Source organism: Candidatus Polarisedimenticolaceae bacterium (assembly GCA_036275915.1).
Classification (GTDB): Bacteria; Acidobacteriota; Polarisedimenticolia; order Polarisedimenticolales; family DASRJG01; genus DASRJG01.
Genome location: DASUCV010000018.1, coordinates 88419 through 105064 on the forward strand (window position 1 = coordinate 88419; position 16646 = coordinate 105064).

The window sequence follows — 16646 nt, forward strand, 5'->3', positions numbered from 1 at the left end:
CGGAGCCACGTGTGACATCACATGAGGAAGCCGCCATGAAGAAACTGATTGCCTTCGCCCTCGCCGTTACCTTCGTTCTCCTCGTGCCTGCCATCGCCAGGGCGCACGAGGGCCACAAATCCTCCACACCGCACTTCAGCGGCACGATCACCAGTTGGGATGACGCTGCGAAGCAGGCGACGGTCAAAGACTCCGCCGGCAAGGAGCATTCGTTCGGCTGGAACGAGAAGACCGCGGTCACCGGCGCGCCGAAGGTCGGCGAGCACGCGTCGGTGAAGTACACCAAGGACAAGGATGGCAAGGTCTGGGCGACGCACGTGACCGTCGGGGCGAAGACGGCGTCCACGAAGTCGGGCACGTCGGGTTACTGAGCGAGAGGCGGCCCGGAGCGGGTGGGCCCCCGACCCGCCCGCGCGCGCTCAGCTGCCTTCCTTGCCGTTCCACACCGCCATCATGTCGGCGGAGCCCTGCTCGCGAACGCCGTTGTCCGAGAGTATCTCCTCGGTGGCGGCGAGCATTTCGCTGCGGCGGAAGATCAGATTCTCACCTTCGCGCTTGCCCTCGATCCCGATGACGACGAACTCGTCCTTCAAGTTCCGGAGCAGCGTCACCAGGTGGCGCAGGTTTCGGACGGTGACACCGTTGATCGAGGACACCACGGCGTTGGCGACGTTGCCGTAGCCCTTCGAGATCGCGTGCGGGAACAGCGGTGCCGGGATGACGACCAGCTCATCGCGCTCGGGGGTCGGTGCGTCGAGCATCTGCGTCATCAGGGACCATGAGGCTGTGGGCGACGCGCCGGCGCCGCGCAATGCGGACATGAGGTCGACGGTGGCTCGGGAGAACACGACCGGTCCGTAGATGAAGTACGACGGATAGAGGCCGTCGAGAGACTTGACCAGGGCCGGCCGTTCGACCTGCAGGGGAACCTCGATCGATTGCTTCTTGCCGTCGCGAACGATGCTCAATCCGATGCGGCCGTCGCGCGCGGAGTGTTGAATCTGGTACTGCAGGGCGACGCGCAGGTTGCCGTTCGCCAGGATCATGCCCTGGTCGTCGACGGCGACGCCGCCGATCGCCGTGATCACGTCCCACTCGCGCAAGGGGTAGTCGGCCTCGTGGCGCGAAGGCCGGTGCACGATGATTCCGTGGACCGACGGATCGAGCTTGAGGAACCCCCGCAAGGCCGGGTTCTCGAGGGTTTGCAAGTCGTCGTGCAAGAGCGGCTTGCCGTCGTAATGCCCGTCGGCGAGGTCGCTCAGGAACAGCTCGATCTCCTCGTTCGGGATGATGTAGGCGATGTTCTGCGTCCCGCCCAGCGAGCTGAAGGCGAGGCCGATCATGCGGTCCCCGGCGGTGGCCGGCCCGCCGCTGTTGCCGGGATTGATCGCCGCGTCGATCTGCACCCGCAGGCCGGCGGTATTCGCGTTGTAGGCGGCGAACTCGATGCGCGACACGATGCCCTTGGTGATCGAGAGCGAATTGCCGCCGACCGGGAATCCGTAGGCGAGCACGGCATCTTTGATCTGCGGAAGCGAGGCCGATCGCTCGAGCGGCGCATGGCGCTCAAAAAAGGAGTCGTCGTCCAGCGTGAGCACGGCGAGGTCCATGCCGGGCGCCACCGCCGCGACCTTGGCACCGTACTTGTCTCCCTCGCGGTCGGCCTGCACCTGTAGCTGCCCGGCATAGGCCACGACATGCGCGTTCGTCAGGATGCGATGACCTTCGATGACGACGCCCGACCCGGTGATTTCGGCCGGCGACTGTCGGGTCCACGGATGATTGAGGTCGGGCCGGCGGGTCGTGGCGAAGATTTTCACCACAGCAGCTTCGACACGCTCGGAGATCTGCGCGGCCGCGGCATCGGTGGCAGCGTTCCCCGCGCCGGCGGTGGAGGGGGCATCGTCCGCCCGCGCCGGCAGGCCGATGGCGACGACGGCGAGGAACGCCGCCATCGGAAGAACGGCTGGCCCGCCGCGGGCGAAGGCCCGCCACGGCGGGGGCAAGGTCGAACGAGTCATGCAGGGCACCTCCAGGAGACAATCGGCGGCGCGAAGCGCCCGGTCACCGGCGCTCGTCGCTCTCCGCCGCGCGAAAGGATGGCTCACGACCCGATGGCGGTCAACGGACAAACTGGGCAGCAAGAAACCGTGTCAGCGACACTGACGGGAGGCCGCGCTCGAGCGGGAACCCGCTCGAGGCGCGCGCGTATCATCCCGCCGTAGGGAGGACGATCTCGTGGGCTTGATCAACTGGATCTTCGACTTCTATCAGCAGTACCGGATCGATCAGCTTCAGAAGGATGCCGCGCAAACTCGAGCCGAAATGACCGTGCGTGCTCCGAACGGCGCGCTCGACGCGGAAAAGCTCGAGCGAGCTGTGGGCGAGATGGCGTTGGCCGTCAAGACGCTCCAGCGCATGATGGTCGAGAAGGGACTTTGCACGCCTGACGAGTTTCGCGCCAAGCTCCAGCTCGTCGATCTCGAGGACGGTCGAGCGGACGGACGCGCGCCAATCGGATGAGGACTTCCGTCTCGCCCTCGCGCTCTCTCAGGTCCCCCAGCCGGCGAGCATCGCGACGATTGCGAACGTGTCTCGGAACCCATGGGCGAGAATCGTGACCCACAGGTTGCGGCGCGCCAGGAGGTACGTGGCTCCGAGCACGAGGCCCGAGACCGTCGACGCGATGACTCCCGCAGGCCCTTTGTAGTAGTGCCCATATCCGAAGAGCACGCTCGCGACCACGAGCGCGGCGCCGTAGGCGAGTCGCGTACGACCGCCGGTTTCGGCCGCGCGATTGATCAGGTAGCCACGGTAAGCGATCTCTTCGCCGAAGGCGGCGAGCGTCCAGACGAGACCGAGCGAACGTAACGTCCAGCCCAAGTCATGCGTCGGGCTCTGGAACGCTTTCGAGACGTGCTCGGCGCCCAAGTAGCTTTCGGCAATGGGTCCCACGACGACGTCGGAGAGCACCACGATCGCCGCCGCCGACAGGATTGCGTACGCGACGGTCTTCCACCACGAACGCGGCGACTCGAGCCCGATGTCTTTCCACCCGCCCCCGCGCACTCGGACCGAGATCCAGCACAGCACGACGAGAATCGGCACTTCATTGGGCACGACGTGGTAGACGTTGTGGCCGATGACGATCGCGCCGGCCAGCAGCAGCTCGAGCCCACTCACGACACGCGATCGCCCGATGTGGATCGAGTTGGTGCTGCCGTGGTTCTCCACGCCGAGGGAATACGCGTCCCCGTGAGGCACGGTTCCCAACTGCCGCCCGCGCAGGCGATTAGCGTCGACCGTTGATCTCCGTCGCACGGTCCACGAGAGCAGCCATCAGCGCGCGGACGTGGGTCTCGAATTCTGGACCGCGCACGATCGGCTGCTCGCCGACAACGACCGCCCGAACCGCTCGCAGCGTCTGCCCGAGCGCCTGGAGCCCGCGCCGACCGCGGTCAGCGTGAGGGACGACGGCAGTCGTGGCCACGACTTTGTTGTCGAGCTCGCCCGAGCCGATGACCCAATCGATGGCGTTCTTCAGTGCACCAGACAAGCTATGGCCGTACTCGGGCGAGGCGATCAAGACCGCGTCGCTATTGGCGAGCGCGCGGCGCCAGGCGTCCACAGGCGCCGGTGCACCGCTCTCCTCGAGCTCCGGGTTGAACAACGGAAGCTCGCGAAGCAGGTCCGTAACGACCACCTCGACGCCCACGGGCGCTACCGTTGCCGCAGTTCGCAGGAGCTCCCGATTCCCGGAACTCGTCTGGAGGCTCCCGCAGACACCGAGGATCCGCATGGTTCGGGACAGTATCGCCTTGGCGTCGCTGATGCACGCCGGCAGGTCGACTAGATCGCGGATTCTATCCCCGCGCGGTGATTCACGGCTCCTTCCGCTGGACGACGGTGATCGATCCATTGTTCTCGAGGACGGCACAATGCACTTCGTCGACGGAGCTGCATCCGGCCTGACGGAGCGCGGCCTCCAGCTCGTGATGCGTGAGTTGCGCTCGGGCCATGACCGTCTTGTAGAGCCTCCCGTTGTGGATCAGGATTTCCGGCTGCCCCTCGATCAATTGTTCGAAGCGCTTGCTGCGGAACGTCCCGTAACCCACGATGAAGTTCAGACCGACCAGCGTCGAGGCCGAGAGCAGGCCGCCGATCAGCGAATTGTCCCCCGCGTTCATCGCGTTCTGGACCGCGTTCGAGAGGACGAGCAGCAGCACGAGGTCGAAAGGAGCCAGCTGCCCGACCTGCCGCTTGCCGGTGATGCGCAACAAGATGATGAGAAAGACGTAGACCACGGCGGCGCGCAGGATCAGCTCCCACCACGGTTGATAGATGTCGAAGATCGTCAACCCGTGCGTTGCGGTGTCGTGCATCGGTTCTCCTCCCCAGCCGGCCGCGCAGCGGCAGCGACGCGAAGGATACGCGCACGAGGAGCACGCGGGCGGCCCTCCGCCGGTGGAGGGCCGCCCCTCGGACTAGAGAACCCTGTCGATCGAAAAGCTCTAGTACGGGAAGCAGATGCAGAGGGCGTTGTTCGGACAGCAGAAGCTATGCCCGTTCGGGCAGGTGATCAGGTGCGAGCCCCTCGGGCAAGAGCTCGCCGCGGCGGGTGACGCCGTCATCAAGGACCCGATTCCGACGGTTGCGACCGCGACGATCGCCATGACGAAGATCTTCCGACGCATGCACGTTCCTCCTTCATGGTCAAGGTAGTCGACCATTCCGCGATTCTACGCCCGCCCGGCCTGGGCGTGGTAGCTTCAGAGGAGATGGCGTACGTGAGGAAGCCGGTGCTGAGCGGCCAGTCGATCGACTGGCGCCCGTGGGCTGTCGCGAGGTTCCGAACCGAATACGCCCGCGACGGGTTCCTCTGCGCGATTGCCAACACGACGGAAAGCGGGTGGGACGCGGCGGTGATGCCCGACGACGGTCTGGGGGCGCAGGTCCGCTGGCGTCCAGGGTGGTTCCTACGCCTCAACGACCTGGCGTACTTTCACGGCGGCAGGATCGTCCTCAACGGATCGTAAGAGTCCCGCTCGTCCCGGAGCCGCTCGAGCGCGCCGGCGAGCGCGGCGAGGCGGCGTCCGCCGCGCCCTCGAAGCGCGAGCGGGGCGGGCGACGAGCCGACGAGCTCCGAGCAGCGGTCGAGCGGGCCCATCTTCCGCTTGAAGATTCGCGAGGCATGCTCGCGAAGCTCGATCTCGTGCTCCGGCATCGCGAGGCCTTCGCGCGCCGCGAGGTCGCGGTAGAACGTCCCCCAGAGAACGACCACGTCATCGGGCCGCAGGAAACGATTCCACGCATCCCGGCAGGAGTCGAGGCTGCCGCCCTCACGTAGCACGTCTTCGTCGAGGTCGATGTGCGTGCAGGTGCCGGGCGCGAGCGGCGACCTGGGTGCGATGACCCTCTCGAACGTCTCGGAGGTTGCGGGACGATGGGCGAGCCAGTGGACGAGCTCGGGCTCGCGCATATCTTTCGGCATGCGGGGCCAGGAATTGGCTTCGCCGTGGATGCAGATCAGGCGAGATCCGTATCGCGAGAGATGAGCTGCGAGAGCCGCGCGCGGAGAGACGCGGTGACTCCGATGCCGGCCGCGGTGCCGGCGCACGCCGACGGTCGTCTGGAACCACTGCTGCCTCGCCACCATCGCGTGGAACGGGGCAAGCAGCCGCTCGAAGCGTTCGCCGTCGCGCTCGAGCACGCGCAACACCTCGACGAGCGCCTCGATCGTCGAGACGCAGCCCGGGGCCGGCTCCTTGCGAATCAGGTAGGCGCTCTCATGCCGCGGCGTGAATCCGAGGCGGGGCAGGCGTTCGAGGATCGGATTCGTGCGGATGAGCTTCTTCGCCTGTGGCCATGTGCCGTCGACGACGATCAGGTCGATCGGCCGATCGAGGGGCACACGCTCCACAGGGACCGCACCCGGTCCGGGGAAGAGCACATAGGTCGTCTCACGCCGCGACGCCGCCACGATCTCCGGATCGGACGAAAAGGCGACGCCGACCGTGAGGCGCGAGTTGGGGAGTGCCAGATGCGCCATGCGCGCGGTGCCGATTCCCTTGTCCTCCTCGCGCGGATGCTGCAAAAGATGAATGCGGGTCCGCGTCGGCAGGAGCGTCGCCCGGTCGCAGAAGCAGACGCCCGCGGTCGCGACCTTCGTCGATCCTCCGGCGGACGGAATCCAGGCGACGAGCGGGCGGTGGCACTGGGCACAGGTCGGGCGCACGGCCGGTACGCTACACCGCTTCTCTATGTCACACGTGCGTCGCCGGATCCCGGGAGCTCACGGACACGGGTTCGTATTCGGCCTCGGCATGCCGGCGCTGTTCGTCCCCAGGCTCCCTTCGACGCCGCCGGTGACACCGGTGACGAGCGAGAATCTCACTGAGCCTGCGGGGGGTGTGTTGGGGTCGGCCACGGATGTGTCGGTCAAACCGCAGAACCTGGCGGCGAGCGCATTCGAGCCGGGCGGCTGGGTGTAGCTGCCCGTGGCTCGAAGCACGGAGAGGTCGCCTTCGTAGAGGTTCCATGACGTCGGGCCGCTCTCTTGCTGCCAGCGCACGTGCGTCATGTCGCCGGCGGTGACGTAGATGAGTCCGTCGTCGAGATCGCACGCGTCGCCCACGCCGTCGTGGTTGAAATCGCTCTGCGACGGGTTGTACAGGCCGAGGCAGTTGTCGCAAGCGTCGCCGGCGCCGTCGGCGTCCCCGTCTGATTGATCCGGGTTCGCTACGGCGGGGCAGTTGTCGCAGGCATCGCCCCTGCCGTCACCGTCGGTGTCGCCGAACCCCTCGTCGATTCTCCCGTCGCAGTTGTCGTCGATGCCGTTGCACACCTCCTGGGCGTTCGGGTGGACCGCCGGGTTCCCGTCATCGCAGTCCAGCGGGCACGCCGGGTAGCCGTCGTGATCGGCGTCGACGTAGCCCATGACATAGGCGCCCCCGGTGCCGAACGTGTAGACGTCGCCGCCGCCCCAGACCAAGACCGCCGATCCCGTCCAGACCCCCGTGGCGCCGTCCCGGGCGGGCGGCGCGTTCACCGTGGAGATCGGGTTCCACACGTCGATGAACGGGTTGTAGCGTGCCGAGCGGCTGCCCCACACGACCATGAGCGAGCCGGTCCAGACGCCGGCCGCGTTCGAAATGTTCGGCGGAGCCCCGACCGTCGTCACCGGAGCCCACAGGTCGTTTTGTGGGTCGTAGCGCCCCCCCGCGCCCAAGGTGTTTCCGCCCCACACGACCATCTGCGAGCCGGTCCAGACGGCGACGTGACCCTGACGCTCGGCCGGCGCGTTGATGGTCGTCGTCGGCAGCCACGCATCCGCGACCGGATCGTACCGCCCGCCATCGTTGTTGAAACTGAAATTGCCTCCGCCCCAGACGATCATCTGGGACCCCGTCCACACGGCGGTGTGCATCGAGCGCGCGCTCGGCGCGCCGGCCGTCGTGGTCGGAAGCCAAGAGTTCGTCGCGGGATCGTAGCGTCCGCCGGTGTTGAAACCGCCGCCGTTGGAGCCGCCCCAGACGATCATCCGGGATCCCGTCCAGACGGCCGTCTGCCTGGAGCGAGCGGTCGGTGCTCCGGCGAGAGACGTCGCAAGCCAGTTGTCGAGGATCGGATCGTAACGTCCGCCGGTGTTCGTTTCGCTCGGCGCGGCACCGCCCCAGACGATCATCTGGGAGCCCGTCCAGACGGCGGTGTGGAACGATCGGGCAGTGGGTGCGCCCGAGACGCTCATCGGCGTCCACGTATCGAGCGCGGGATCGTAGCGGTAGCCGCTGTTGACGTTCCCGATCCCCTCGACCCCGCCCCAGACGAGCATCAGCGTGCCTGTCCAGACGGCGGTGTGCTGCTTGCGCGGCGGTGGCGTCGCGCCCGGAGACATCGACGTCCACGTGTCGGCCCCCGGATCGTACCGGCCGCCGTTCGCGAGCTCGGTGTTGTTCACGTCCCTGCCGCCGTAGACGAGGAGCCGCGATCCGCTCCAGACCGACGTCATGGCATTGCGCGCCGCCGGAGCGCCGGTCGTCGACGTCGCCGTCCACGTGTCCGTGGCCGGGTCATACGTGGCGCCCGTGTTGGTCGCCACGTTGCCCCCACCCCAGATCAGCATCCGGGAGCCGCTCCACACCGCTGCGGGGCCGCTCCTCGCGGACGGCGCGTTCGTGAGAGACGTCGCGGACCACGTGTCGGTGGCCGGGTCGTAGCGTCCTCCCGTGTTGATGTCTCCCGGCGACAGACCACCCCACACGACCATCAGCGTCCCGGTCCAGACGGCGCCGTGACGCTGCCGTGCCGCCGGAGCGTTTGTGCCCGTCATCGCCGTCCACGTGTTCGTCGAAGGGTCGAACTGCGCGCCGGAATCGAGATAGTTGGGGCTCGCGTAGCCGCCCCAGATCAATGCGCGGCTGCCGGACCAGACCGCGGTGTGCCCGAGGCGGGCGGCAGGGGCGCCGCTGGTGTTGGTGGCGATCCAGGAGTCCGTCGCCGGGTCGTAGATCCCGCCGGTATTCAAGACGTTCGCAAACCCGGGCGACCCGCCCCAGACGATCATGCGACTTCCCGACCAGACCGCCGTGTGGGAGAAGCGCGCGCTCGGAGCGTTCAGGGTCGTCACCGGTGTCCAGGCGTCGGCGACGGGGTCATACCGCGAGCCGGTGTTCGTGTACGTGCCGTTCGCGTTGCCTCCCCAGACGATCATCTGCGTCCCCGTCCAGACCGCCGTGTGATCGCGCCGTCCGGGGGGAGCGCCCACGGTGGCCGTCGAGGACCACGTATCCGTGGCCGGATCGTACCGGGAGCCGGTCGCGAGATACGAGTCGGTCCCGCCCCAGAGGATCATGACGCTGCCGGTCCAGACGGCCGTGAGCCCCGACCGGCGCCCCGGCGCATCGTCCAGCCCCTGGTTGTTCCACAGATCGTCGGGAGGGCACGCATCGACGGCGTCCGTTCCCGCACCAAGGTGCGGTAGCGGCGAGTCCGCGGTGCCGACGAGCTTCACGAGAGACTCTTCCAGTCGCGCGACGTTGTCGCTCGACCACTCCTCCCACGTCCGTTTGGACACGCGGTAGGTTGCGAGCACCAGGCGGCCCGGCTCGTCCGTCAGCGGGACGTGGACGAGAAACGCGTCCGCCTCCTCGGCCACCTCGCTAGGCTCTCCGGTCCGCTCGCCGAGCTTCGCGTGCCAGTAGGTGAGCGCATCGGCGTCCGTGATCTCGGCGACCGTGCGGCGTGTGTCACTCTTCCCGGCGTCGACACGACCGGAGAGCAAGTCCTCACGAAGCGTCTGCGCCGCCGCCCGCCGCTCCGCCTGGATCGACGCATCGGAGGCCACGTAGCGGCGCGCCAGACGATCGACGAGCGCAGGGCGGGCGAGGCACTCCTGCACGAGGAGCGGATCCCGATCGAGCGCCGTGAACAGCTCCAGGAGCCGCTCGGGCGCATGCGTTCCGAGCGTCATCCGCTCGACTTCGCCGCGCAGCATGTCGCCTGTGATGGGGACCGACCAGAGCTGTTCGAGTGCCGCCGATTGACGCAGGTAGGCGTGCACCTTGCTCGCCGCCACGGACGCCGGCACCGCCTTCTCGAACGGCTCGCTCACGCCGATCTGGTGGGAATAGTAGATGTGCTCGATCGCGCGCTCACGGGCGACGCGATCCTCGAAGGTGAGTGGCTCGGCTGCAGACGTGCGCGGATGGCCCGCGCTCTCTCCACCAAAGGTCGGCCCGGCGAACACGACCAACGCAAGCGAGAGGATCGCGCGAATGGACATAGAGACCCCCCCTGGCTGACCGGTGGTATACGCTGATCGGGGGCGGCCTACAAGCCGAACCCAGCGTCTTCTATTTCGTATAGGACCGAGGAGAATCGAATCCCTCGACATTCGCACCGCCAATCCTAGGAGTAGCGCTTGAGTTCCATGCTCGCCGCCGGCTTGTTCCTCGCCGCCATGAGCGGTGACGCGAAGATCGCGCCGTGGCTTGAGGGCCGCCTGAGTGTGGACCATGAAGAGTCGTTCCTCGTGCTCTTCGACGACCCGGAGAGTCTCGAGGCCACGCTCGCCGGCACCGATCACGGATCGGCGCGCGGTCGCGGCGTCTATCAGGCGTTGGTGGCGCGCGCGCGGTCGTCGCAGGCCGCCGTGCGCGCGGAGCTCGCGCAAGCGGGGATCGCCTTCCGGCCCCTCTACGTGGTCAACGGCCTGGCGGTTCGTGGCAACCTGACTCTTGCGCGAAAGCTGGCGGCGCACGCCGAGGTCGTGCGGATCGTCGGCGATCCGGTCGTCCATGGTGTGACCGCGGACTTGCTCGCTCCGGTGCCGCTCGCTCCCGACGTCGGACCGGAGCTCGGCATCACGCAGATCGAGGCCGACAAGGTTTGGAACCTGGATGGGAAGCGCGGTGAGGGGGTGGTCGTCGCCTCGGGTGACACCGGGGTCGAATGGACGCACCCGGCCCTCAAGGGCAAGTACCGCGGGTGGAACGGCACGACGGCGAACCATGACTTCAACTGGTTCGATGCGATCGAGGACACCACCGAGCCGTTCGACGACAACAACCACGGCTCGCACACGACCGGCACGATGGTGGGGGACGACGGCGCGGGGAATCAGATCGGCGTCGCGCCCGGCGCGCGGTGGATCGCCTGCCGGAACATGAACTTCGGAGACGGGCAGCCTTCGACGTACATCGCGTGCAATCAGTTTTTCCTGGCGCCCTTCCCGCACGGAGGCGACCCGGAGCTCGACGGCGATCCGTCGAAGGCCCCCGACATCGTCAACAACTCGTGGGAGTGTCCTCCTTCGGAAGGGTGCGATGCCAACGTGCTGAAGGCGAGCTTCACGGCCCTTCGCGCCGCCGGAATTCTCGCGGTGGCCGGCGCAGCGAATTCCGGACCGGACTGCAGCTCCGTGTCGAACCCGCCGGGGATCTACGACGAGGCGTTCGTCGTGGGGGCGACGGACATGACGGAAGTCCTCGCGTCGTTCTCCGGCCGGGGACCCGTGACCGTCGACGGAAGCGGCCGGCTGCGGCCGGATGTCGTGGCGCCCGGCGTCGGCGTGCGGTCGTCGGTGCGCGGCGGTTTCTATTCGCACCTGAGCGGCACGAGCATGGCGAGCCCGCACGTCGCCGGAGCGGCGGCGCTCTTGTGGTCGGTCAAGCCGGCGCTCAAGGGGCTCGTCGCGACCACGCGGTGTCTCATCAGCCAGTCGGCGCGCGGCAACGTGCAGCAGTCGACTCCACAAACGTGCGGCGGGACGTCCGGCTCCGACCGTCCCAACAATCTCTTCGGCTTCGGGCTGATCGACGCCTACGACGCGATCCATCTCGGGCCCGACACCGATGCCGACGGTGTGGCCGATGCCTGCGACTGCGCGCCGTCGGACGCGGGGGTGTTCGCCCCGCCGGCCGAGCCGTCTGCGCTGGGGCTCTCGGCCGACAAACAGACCATCACGTGGAGCGTATCGGACCCCGCCGGTGGAAGCGCAACCGTGTACGACGTCATTGCCGGAGATCTCTCCAACCTCCGCGCGACCGGCCTCGTCGCCTCGGCGGTGTGCCTCGGCAGCTCGAGCGCGACGCCGCTGCGAACGGATCCCGTCGTGCCTCCGGTGGGGAGCGGCACCTACTACGTGATCCAGGCGCGGAACGGCTGCGGCACTTCCGGGTTCGGCGTCACCTCCGGCGGCATCCCGCGGGCGCACGCGAGCTGTCCATGACGATCCGGTGACACGCGGCGTCACTCGCTGACTGACCAAAAGCGGCAGTTCGCGGGCTTCCTCGGCTCGCCTCCGCACGGTCTCAAACGCTCGATCGCGCAAATCGCCCCGAACGGCCGACTCTCCTCGCCCGGCCAGTCCCTCGGACACCTCATGGCATTCGGATTGCGGAATGGAGCGTTGGACGAGGGAGGCGGCGTGCCCAAGAAGCGGGATTCCAGCGGTTTCACACTGATCGAGCTGCTCATCGTGGTGGCGATCATCGGCATGCTCGCCGCCATCGCCATTCCGAACCTCTTGAATGCGATCGATCAGAGCAAGCAGAAGCGCACGATGGCGGAGCTGCGATCGGTCGGCACCGCGGTGGAGTCTTACGCGGTGGACCAGAACTTCTACCCGACCGCGAATACCGCGGCCACGCTCGCGACGCTCGTCACGCCGTTCTACGTCAAGAAGGTACCGACGGAAGATGGCTGGGCCCACACCTTCCTGGTGGAGTCCGCGGGCAACGACTACACCGTCGCGTCGCCGGGCAAGGATGGAGTGGCCAGCGGCTGCGTCGTCGGGACCGTGACCACACTGTTCAATCAGGACGTCTGCTTCTCCAACGGCCGGTTCATCCAGTGGCCGCTGGGGGTTCAGCAGTAGCGCGAGACGGCGCTCGCGGCCGGCGCTCCCAAAAAAAAGGGCGCCTCGGTCGAGGCGCCCTTGTCGAGTCCGATGTGTTGGACTAGTAGCGGTTGCGACGTCCGCCGCCGCCGCCGTAACCACCGCCGCCACCGAATCCGCCTCCGCCACCGCCGGTGGTCCGCTCCTTGGCCTCGTTGACCGTGAGCGGACGTCCGCCGAAGTCGCGACCGTTCAGGTCACGAATCGCGCCGTCAGCGTCCTGGCTGCTTCCCATCTCGACGAAACCGAATCCGCGCGGGCGGCCGGTGTCGCGATCGGTCACGAGCTTGACCTCGCTGACCGTGCGACCACCCGTCGAGAAGAGCTCGCGGATCGAGTTTTCGTCCGCCGAAAAAGGGAGGTTTCCGACATAGAGCCTGGTACCCATACTGAAACTCCTGGTGCCCGATGGGGCGACCGTTCTTCGGTTCTGGCCGCCGACCCAATCCGATGAGTCAGTCACACGCGCTCGAGCACGCGTTCGCCTTGGCGCGTCAATCTATCGTTTCTGTACGAGAGGTTGCCGACCAGAACTGCATTCAAGGTAGAGGGGTGAGCCGAGACTGTCAAGCGAGTCCGGTCACGCCGTCTGCTCGCCGTCCTCTTCGTCGTAGATACGAGGCTGCGGCCCCAGCTTGATTCCGGCCAGGTCCGGATCTTCCGTTGGGTCGGAAGCGTCGGCGACGGCGTCGTCGGGCGCGGCCGCCTGCTCCTGCCGCTTGGCTTCCTTCTCCTTGCGCCGCGCCTGGCGGGCGAGCTCTTTCTGTCGCTTTTGAAAGGTCGACCGGGTCTTGTTCGGCATGGATGACCTCCGATCGCGCGTCAGCCCCGCACCGGAACCGGTGTCGCGGGCTCGACTCTTGGGAACCGGCCCCCGATCTCCGTAGCTCGCAACGTGCCGGCTACGTTCCCATCGGGAGACCACGAGGCGGAAGAACACCCGCATAGTAGAGCAAACGGGGGGGGCGCGTCGAATCAGGGGCAGCTCCCCGAGGTGTTTTGCGTGGTTTCCGTGCAGAGCCCGCTCCAACCGGTGAACGATTCGGGGAGCCCGCTCGATACCTTCCCGAACGACGAGATGGCGGCGTGGATGTCGTCGGTGCCGGCCAGAACGAACCAGATCCCGCTTCCCGGCGGCGGCGCCGGGAGTGCCACGTTCGCGGCGACGCCGCTGGTCCCGAGGTGGCAGGCTGCGCCGGTGATCGTCGCGAACCCGGATGCCGAGCCGGTGAAGCTGCCCCAGAAGAGATCGAGGTCCGGGTTCGGGCAGCTCGACGGATCCCAGGTGACGTCCACGTTCGCGGGCGTCGTCGTGTTCCGCTTCGCCGTCATGGTCGCCGGGACCTCGTGGGGCGGGAACGATCCCGTCGTCCCGGGGAGGCGGATCCCGTAAGCGCCGCGGCCGAACGTGTAGGCCGTCAGCGTCGTGCTGGCGAGCGGGGTCGCCTGGGATCCGCGATCGACCGCGAGGTAGTTCACCCGCGTGTCCGGCATGCCGTACTGATACCGGTACCAGACGGGCGGCGTCGCGTTGATGTTGTCGGTGTAATAGAAGCCCATGTACATGCCGACGAACACTTCGTTGACGTTCGCCGGGTTGACCACCACGCTCGTGGCCGGGATGTCGGGGAGGTTGCCGGTCTTGTCGGACCATACGAACGTGCTGCCGTTGTACGCCGCCATGAACAGGTGACCGGGCGTCGTCGGGGTGTTCTCGTTGAACCCGCCGACCGCCGCGTAGATCCGGCCGTTCGTCGTGGGGTCGAACGTCACGCCGAGGATGGCGCGGTTCGGCAGGACACTGTTGAAGTTGGTCGCGTAGTACCACGACGGCGTGGTGTTCGCGGCGCATGCGAACGAGGCGGTGTTCGCAGCGGCCGCCGTGCAATTGGCGCCGGCGAAGACCCCGACCGCGACGTCGACCTCGCCGTCGCTCGTCCCGACCACCACCGAGGTCGGCTCGGACCTCGCGACGTCGAGGGCGATGATCGATCCGCTTCCCTTCGTCACGTCGACGTTGCCCGCCGCGGTCCACGTGGCCGCGCCGTCCGCGCTCGAATACAAGTGGGCGGCGCCGAAGACGAGGTTGTTGCAATTCGTGGTAGAGCAATGCAGCGTGTCCACGCGGAAGGGAGAGGCCCAGGACGGCCGGTCGTGGCCGGTGATCCAGGGCAGCGTCCCCAGCGTGAACGCCCCGGAAGCGCCGGCCGTCGATCGCACGAAGTTTCCGTTGGGAGCCTCGGCGTACCAGTTGCCGGCCGTGATCGTGCCCGCGATCGGGTCGAACGCGGTGAAAAAGCCGTCGCCGGTCGTGGTGCGCGACTGCCAGACCGCGGCGGGCTCCGAGCTGTCCCAGCTCGCGTGGCCGTTGTCCTGGGCACCGGCGAAGATGAACTGCGTCCCGCCGCCGGCGAAATTCGGGCCGGATTGACCCGCATAGAACTGTGTGACGTTGAGCGTCTGGTTCAGGTTCTGGAACCCGGTCGGCGTGCCGTTCGACGCGTAGATGCCGCCGTCGTTGCCGATGAGGAATTGAGTCGACCCTCCGGTGCCGGAGATCCACGCCGCACCGTGCTGGTCGGAGTGGAGCCCGCCGTAGCCGGGACAGGCCGTCGAGTACACGTTGGCCAGATTCTGGATGGTCATGTTCGCGTAGGTCGCGTCGACCGTCGCCTTGTAGAGGCTCGTGCGGCCGACGTAGAGCGTCTTGTCGTTTCCGGGGTCCGCGAGCAGGAACAGGTCGTACCAGTCCTGGGTCTCGTTCGTCGCCGCCGCGGCGCAGTCCTTGTAGTTCGCGTCGGCGCTTCCTCCGAGGAGGGCCCACGAGGTCCCGGCGTTCGTCGTCACCCACGTGCCGAGCGCGTTCCCCGGCGCGACGCCCGCGACCTGCGCGTAGATCGTCAGCGAGCTCGTTCCGTTGCCGCGCGAGCCGGCGAGGCGGATGCGGCCGACGTTCGTCGCGCCGCTCGTGCCGTTTCCGGTGTTCGCGGGCCAGCCGTTCGCCATGAGCGTGAGCGTCGGGCAGCCGCTCGCGGGAATCGTCCCCTTGTAGACGCCGTTGTCCCCGTTCAAGTTCGAGAACCGGAACCCGACGGCGACGTACACGGTCGTGGGGTTGGTGCTCGAGTCGACGAGGATGTCGGTGACTTGGTTCGCGGCGCCGCCGGTTCCCGTCATCGGATTGAGCGGGCTTGCGCCGAACGAGCAGATCGACCAGCTCACCGCCGAATCGTGGGAGATGTAGAGATCGTGGGAGGTCCCTGCGAGAAGGGTCGGGCTGTTGTTCGGATCGACACGGAGGACGGTGATGTTCGAGTCGCCGTAGACCGGAGACCCTGCGGCGAACGGCGTGAACACGGCGGGCGCCAGCTCCGCCCACGTCGCGCCGCCGTCGCCCGAGCGCATGATGCCCTCGCCGAACTGATCGCCGCTCGATCCCCCCGCGCCGTCGTAGTCGCCGGTGCCCGCATAGATGATGCTCTGGTTGTTCGGGTCCAGCTCGATCGCGCCGGCCGCCTGCGTCGCGGCGACGCCGCCGTCCCACAGCGGCGACCACGTCGAGGCCGAGCCGCAGCAGTTGGTCGACTTCCACACGCCGCCCGAGGCCGCGGCGCCGTACGCGACGATCGCGCCCGGCGAGCCGGTCGTCCGCTTGTCGAGCGCGATCGCGTTGAAGCGGCCCGACACGAGCCCGGACGTGTAACCGCCGGGCGGCTTGGTCGATTCGTCGATCGGCCTCGGGCCGAGAAAGCTCCAGTCACCGGAATCGACGGGTGCGGAGGCCTCGCTCGTGCCGGGCGACGCGGGCAGCCCTTTCGTCGCGTAGGGCCACGGAGCGCCGTCCTTGACGTTGGCGCCAATCCACGCGCGCGCCTTCGTGAACGCCTGCGACGGGATCGTGGTCTTCGGGTAGGTGAGGAGCTTCCACCCCCACGCGACGCCGTTCTGGATGTCGTCGGATTCGTTCGTCTCGCCCGGCGGAGGGACCGACTTGTTCAGGGCATCTTTCGTGTGTCTCGACTTGACCCGCTTGGCCGGCTTGGCCGCGGCCGGAGGGGCACCGGCCATGGCGCTTCCCACCGCGGCGGTCGCAGCGGCGACGGCCAACACGAGGTACACACTTCTCCCGAACGTCGATCGTCGAGCCTTCATCGGAGCCCCCTTCCAGACTGCGCCGGCGGAAAGCATACGGCGATCGCGTAGCAGCAAGTGGCGGTAAGGAAATCGGAAAAATCTCCATTCGTACGGC

At 67.5% G+C, this 16646-nt stretch carries 15 protein-coding genes; 5 read left to right on the forward strand and 10 right to left on the reverse strand.

The annotated features are described in order from the left end of the window. Positions 1 to 35 precede the first annotated feature (35 nt). On the forward strand, positions 36 to 371 hold the full coding sequence (locus VFV19_13960) for a hypothetical protein (GenBank protein ID HEX4825404.1): 336 nt from the start codon (positions 36 to 38) through the stop codon (positions 369 to 371). Between the two features lie 48 nt (positions 372 to 419). On the opposite strand, the gene VFV19_13965 is transcribed toward VFV19_13960, so the two are convergent. Then, positions 420 to 2021, reverse strand: coding sequence for a trypsin-like peptidase domain-containing protein (locus VFV19_13965; GenBank protein ID HEX4825405.1), 1602 nt, complete (start codon positions 2019 to 2021; stop codon positions 420 to 422). Between the two features lie 217 nt (positions 2022 to 2238). On the opposite strand from VFV19_13965, the gene VFV19_13970 reads away from it, so the two are divergent. Next, positions 2239 to 2523: a hypothetical protein gene (locus tag VFV19_13970; protein HEX4825406.1), complete on the forward strand. Its 285-nt coding sequence runs from the start codon at positions 2239 to 2241 to the stop codon at positions 2521 to 2523. 27 nt (positions 2524 to 2550) lie between these two features. Here VFV19_13970 and VFV19_13975 read toward each other — a convergent pair whose 3' ends face one another. The 4 genes from VFV19_13975 to VFV19_13990 form a co-directional block, all read right to left on the reverse strand. After that, positions 2551 to 3234, reverse strand: a complete 684-nt coding sequence (locus VFV19_13975; GenBank protein ID HEX4825407.1) for a CPBP family intramembrane glutamic endopeptidase — start codon at positions 3232 to 3234, stop codon at positions 2551 to 2553. Positions 3235 to 3292: 58 nt separating this feature from the next. Beyond that, positions 3293 to 3919, reverse strand: coding sequence for an NADPH-dependent FMN reductase (locus VFV19_13980; GenBank protein HEX4825408.1), 627 nt, complete (start codon positions 3917 to 3919; stop codon positions 3293 to 3295). Further along, a complete protein-coding gene (locus VFV19_13985; protein ID HEX4825409.1) occupies positions 3882 to 4382 on the reverse strand; it encodes a YetF domain-containing protein in 501 nt (166 codons plus the stop codon). The genes VFV19_13980 and VFV19_13985 overlap by 38 nt, the downstream gene beginning before the upstream one ends. A gap of 129 nt (positions 4383 to 4511) precedes the next feature. Continuing rightward, entirely contained in the window at positions 4512 to 4694 is a 183-nt protein-coding gene (locus VFV19_13990) for a hypothetical protein (GenBank protein ID HEX4825410.1), read from the reverse strand. Between the two features lie 84 nt (positions 4695 to 4778). Between VFV19_13990 and VFV19_13995 the strand changes: the two genes are divergently transcribed. After that, positions 4779 to 5036: a hypothetical protein gene (locus tag VFV19_13995; GenBank protein HEX4825411.1), complete on the forward strand. Its 258-nt coding sequence runs from the start codon at positions 4779 to 4781 to the stop codon at positions 5034 to 5036. On the opposite strand, the gene VFV19_14000 is transcribed toward VFV19_13995, so the two are convergent. Then, positions 5003 to 6235, reverse strand: coding sequence for a tRNA-uridine aminocarboxypropyltransferase (locus VFV19_14000; protein ID HEX4825412.1), 1233 nt, complete (start codon positions 6233 to 6235; stop codon positions 5003 to 5005). The genes VFV19_13995 and VFV19_14000 overlap by 34 nt on opposite strands. A 57-nt stretch (positions 6236 to 6292) precedes the next feature. Further along, positions 6293 to 9781 carry a MopE-related protein gene (locus VFV19_14005; GenBank protein ID HEX4825413.1) on the reverse strand — a complete coding sequence of 1163 codons (3489 nt, stop codon included), beginning with the start codon at positions 9779 to 9781 and terminating at the stop codon, positions 6293 to 6295. 147 nt (positions 9782 to 9928) lie between these two features. On the opposite strand from VFV19_14005, the gene VFV19_14010 reads away from it, so the two are divergent. Further along, entirely contained in the window at positions 9929 to 11728 is a 1800-nt protein-coding gene (locus VFV19_14010; GenBank protein ID HEX4825414.1) for a S8 family serine peptidase, read from the forward strand. 198 nt (positions 11729 to 11926) lie between these two features. Further along, on the forward strand, positions 11927 to 12376 hold the full coding sequence (locus VFV19_14015) for a prepilin-type N-terminal cleavage/methylation domain-containing protein (protein ID HEX4825415.1): 450 nt from the start codon (positions 11927 to 11929) through the stop codon (positions 12374 to 12376). An 82-nt stretch (positions 12377 to 12458) separates the two neighbouring features. Here the strand turns inward: VFV19_14015 and VFV19_14020 are convergent, their stop codons facing one another. From VFV19_14020 to VFV19_14030, 3 genes are all read right to left on the reverse strand, one after another. After that, positions 12459 to 12785, reverse strand: a complete 327-nt coding sequence (locus tag VFV19_14020) for an RNA-binding protein (protein HEX4825416.1) — start codon at positions 12783 to 12785, stop codon at positions 12459 to 12461. A 192-nt stretch (positions 12786 to 12977) separates the two neighbouring features. Continuing rightward, positions 12978 to 13199, reverse strand: a complete 222-nt coding sequence (locus tag VFV19_14025) for a hypothetical protein (GenBank protein ID HEX4825417.1) — start codon at positions 13197 to 13199, stop codon at positions 12978 to 12980. A 173-nt stretch (positions 13200 to 13372) separates the two neighbouring features. Beyond that, positions 13373 to 16549 (reverse strand): hypothetical protein, encoded by a 3177-nt coding sequence (locus tag VFV19_14030; protein HEX4825418.1) that lies wholly within the window; start codon positions 16547 to 16549, stop codon positions 13373 to 13375. Between the last annotated feature and the right edge of the window lie 97 nt (positions 16550 to 16646).